This is a genomic window from Pseudomonas defluvii (assembly GCF_001695625.1).
Lineage (GTDB): Bacteria > Pseudomonadota > Gammaproteobacteria > Pseudomonadales > Pseudomonadaceae > Aquipseudomonas > Aquipseudomonas defluvii.
On the sequence record NZ_MBPN01000215.1, the window covers coordinates 1 to 3,369 of the forward strand.

The following is a 3,369-nucleotide window of genomic DNA, read 5'->3' on the forward strand; positions in this document are numbered from 1 at the left end:
GAGCTTACATTTTCTAAGATCCTCGACTCCTTTTCCAGCCGGTCAGATTTTTTCTACACCCTTAAATGCGAAGAGCCGACAATCATCACGCCCAATACGAGGGGGACCGACTTGAGGTGCGTGGACGGCATTGGTGCTCCTTCAGGGTTGGGTTTTGTTGATTGTCAACCTGGCTACTTATACAGTGGTTTTCCTGTCAACGCTAGCCCCGCGTTGTGGGGCTGGCAGAATCCATTTTCACCAGCTGGGTGGTGCTCGGGCGGGGCGCGGGGGCTGAGATTGCTAAGGCTGACCAGCCCCAACGCACGGGGCTCATGACGCTGCGGCGCAGGCTTTAGCACGTTTGGAAGCAGCTATTGCTTGATGAGGGTGTGAGGTAGCCAGGAGAGTTATGTGTAAACCCCATATTCGATTCGGAGCAGGAGATCAGTGACCGCTGAGAGTCCTGACTGATCATTTAGCAGGCTACAGGGAGAGGCATACCTTAGTCCGAAGGCGGGCGTAATGATCCATGAGTCCGCAAGCGCAGCGCTACCCAGTACCTGGCGAGCTTGGCCTAGGACACTGTCGAACCTTGCTAGAAAGCAATGATGAGAGGTACTCCAGCATCCGGTTGGCCTTGAAATGCACGGTATTAATCGATTGGGTATCAATCTCAACCCTCCTGTGAAGGTTTGATTCTGCATCCGAGAGGCATGCAGGGGGAGACTTGGTGAGTATTTTGGACGTTAGGAGATTGATCAGTAAATTGATAATACTTCAGTTCTGAGGCTTGATGTTAGTTCAATACGGTGGGAGCGATAACTTTCGAAGTCAGAGCTGTTTAATAACTCGCCAGGCTCGGCTTTCGAGGCGTGAATGGCAATGCTCTCATCAGCTGTGCCCTGAATTAACATACAAGGTTTATCTATAGTCGTTGGCTCACTTGTGTTCGTATTGAAGGGTGCAATTAATTCAATTACGGCATGGTCATCAGGTAGATCCGAAGCAATCCGGTATGAGAAATTCAGCAGTGATGGCTCAGCTAGGACGTATAGCCAAGCGTTATCATCTAAAGCACCTGTGCGTCGTAGTACGCGACCGAGCACCTGTCGATAATGGAGTTCAGTTCTAATTCGGCTGAGATAGCAGCAAACTCGTAGTCTTGGTATGTCTGTGCCCTCACTAATCATACCAACTGCAACGATCCAGCGGCCGGCCCCTCTACGAAACTCATCGATGACTAATTGGGCGTCTGGTGTACGATTCGTTACTACACGACATTCTTCACCCATGTTTCTAAGTGCAGCTGACACTTGATAAGCATGATTTATGCTTGATGCAATTATGAGGCCGCCAGCATGAGGGTCATCTGGAATAAGGCTGTGTAGTCGGCTGCACCCAAGGTAAAGAACTTCTTTTACTACTTCATCATGAGAAACGAGGTCTTCGAACGTTATAGGTGAATCACTCAAGATTTCTGCAATGCTGGAGTACTCAGAGGTTGATGCCTGTCTCTCAGTAATAGTCTCTACTCGAATACCGTTCACTTCCATAAGCGCAATCCTTGGTGAGCGGCATACGCCATCATTGATGGATTCTTTTATTCCGTATAGGTAATCGCAGATTAGCCGACCTTCTGGGCTCGAATACCGAGCTAAAGCGATGGCATGTTCATCTGATCGCCAGGGTGTGCCTGAAAGTGCCAGCGTGTATGCGGCGCGGTCTTGAATGCGTTGAAGAATTGTCTGCCCCCAAGAGTTACCAAGATACTGTTCACCTCCGGAGCAATGATGAATTTCGTCAAAGACGGCGAATACCCTGAAGTCATCTAAAAGCTTCCAAAATGAACCGCTTTGGTATTCCATAGCCTGATAGGTAATTGCAGTGCCAATCGCTCCTATGCGGCCATCAAAGGGTCTACCCAAAACCTTGGAGAAAGTATTGGCCAGTCCCGTAACTATTTGGCAGGAGGGACCAAAGCAAAGTACGAAATCAATTGCATCTTGTGAGATCAATCGCCTAGCAAGCTCTGCTGCCATTCGACTTTTGCCAGCACCTGGCGTGGCTTGGCAGAAGAAGTGTGGTGAAGCCTGGTAGGTGTGAAGGGCCGCATCAATGCACTGGCGTTGCCATGTACGGAGCTTTGTCATGCTTTTACCAATAATTTCAACGTCTTTTCTACTGCGCGTAAGTGACCGAGTAAGCGCGAGGATCTATCTCTAGCAGCCAGATAGTCATCCTCCACCTGAGCCTTGAGCTGAGGCATTTCGACTATTAGCTGCTTATAACGCTCCGCTTCTCCAACGGAGCTGAGCATGTCTAGACGTATCTCTTTCGCTAGCTCCTGGAGCCGTAGCAGTGGCTTTGAGGTGGATGATTCAGCTGAAAGCTCGTTTTTCTGGTCCGTCAAGGCTGGTTCTGTGGGTCTGCCATGGCCATCCACCAGTTCAAGGTTCAATGAGTCTGGGACTGTGTCTACACAGTAGACCTGACCGCGACGGCGCTTCACAGCATCCAGTCGGACCCAGCCCACGCGCCTCAATCGTGTTACCTGGTCGTAAACGTATCGCCATAGCTCGGCCGCAGAGAGTCCTGCACAGCCGCTATGGCTCGCATATGCATCTCGAAGCTGTCGGATTGTGAAGCGTTGTAGATCTCCATCCTGGAGCAGGGCGTAGAGGCGCCTGTCTAGCTTAAATGTCACGGGTTTCATACAAGCACCCAGGATTGGTAAAACGGCACGAAATGCGGATTATAATCCGTAGCGCGATGATCAGTAAACGACCGATAGTTTCGCCTTGTGTACGACGAGGCGGTTATGCGGCAGGAGATAGCTAGGTCTCTGGGGCAAAATATCCGAGAGCAGAGAGTGTTGATTGGGCTGTCCCAAGATGCTCTAGCACTCGCTTGTAGTATGGATCGCAGCTACATTGGTAGGATTGAAAGGGGTGAGGTAAATCTTACTGTTGAGAAGCTTTACCGACTTGCTGGAAATCTGAAATGCCGTCCGCATGATCTTCTGCCAGTGCTTTACTGTGGCATTCAGAACTCAGAGATACTGTTGTAAGAATGAGCAGATTTCTCTGCTCACGTAAAAAGGTAAGTGTAGGTGTTGCTTCTATTCTATCCGGCTGAATAGTTTTTTGTAATTAGTGCCTTCGCCTTGCTGAATGACTCAGTCTCTTCAGTAGTAAACTGGCTCTTCGCATTTAAGGGTGTAGCTGATTTCTAAACCCTCCTGACTTCAGCAAGCACCTGGCTATGTAATTGGTTAAATTTCTAAAGCCCAAGGCGGTACCTCGTAAGTGCTCAAGTCGCCCGTTGATAGCTTCTGTTGGACCGTTGCTGGTTCCTGGCCGGTCGAAGTAGGCAAGGATGCTCTCAGCG

Annotated in this window: 4 protein-coding genes; 1 reads left to right on the plus strand and 3 read right to left on the minus strand. The window is 49.7% G+C overall.

What is annotated here, in order from left to right; all coding sequences use genetic code 11:
• Positions 1-389: 389 nt before the first annotated feature.
• Both EKA13_RS29050 and EKA13_RS26460 read right to left on the minus strand, forming a co-directional pair.
• Positions 390-686: an antitoxin Xre/MbcA/ParS toxin-binding domain-containing protein gene (locus tag EKA13_RS29050; protein ID WP_083199925.1), complete on the minus strand. Its 297-nt coding sequence runs from the start codon at positions 684-686 to the stop codon at positions 390-392.
• Between the two features lie 54 nt (positions 687-740).
• Positions 741-2,132 carry a DEAD/DEAH box helicase gene (locus EKA13_RS26460; protein WP_083199926.1) on the minus strand — a complete coding sequence of 464 codons (1,392 nt, stop codon included), beginning with the start codon at positions 2,130-2,132 and terminating at the stop codon, positions 741-743.
• A gap of 668 nt (positions 2,133-2,800) precedes the next feature.
• Here EKA13_RS26460 and EKA13_RS26470 point away from each other — a divergent pair.
• Positions 2,801-3,049 (plus strand): helix-turn-helix domain-containing protein, encoded by a 249-nt coding sequence (locus EKA13_RS26470; protein ID WP_083199927.1) that lies wholly within the window; start codon positions 2,801-2,803, stop codon positions 3,047-3,049.
• 142 nt (positions 3,050-3,191) lie between these two features.
• Here the strand turns inward: EKA13_RS26470 and EKA13_RS26475 are convergent.
• Positions 3,192-3,369: transposase (locus tag EKA13_RS26475; protein ID WP_141685661.1), on the minus strand; the 178-nt coding region annotated here is incomplete at its 5' end.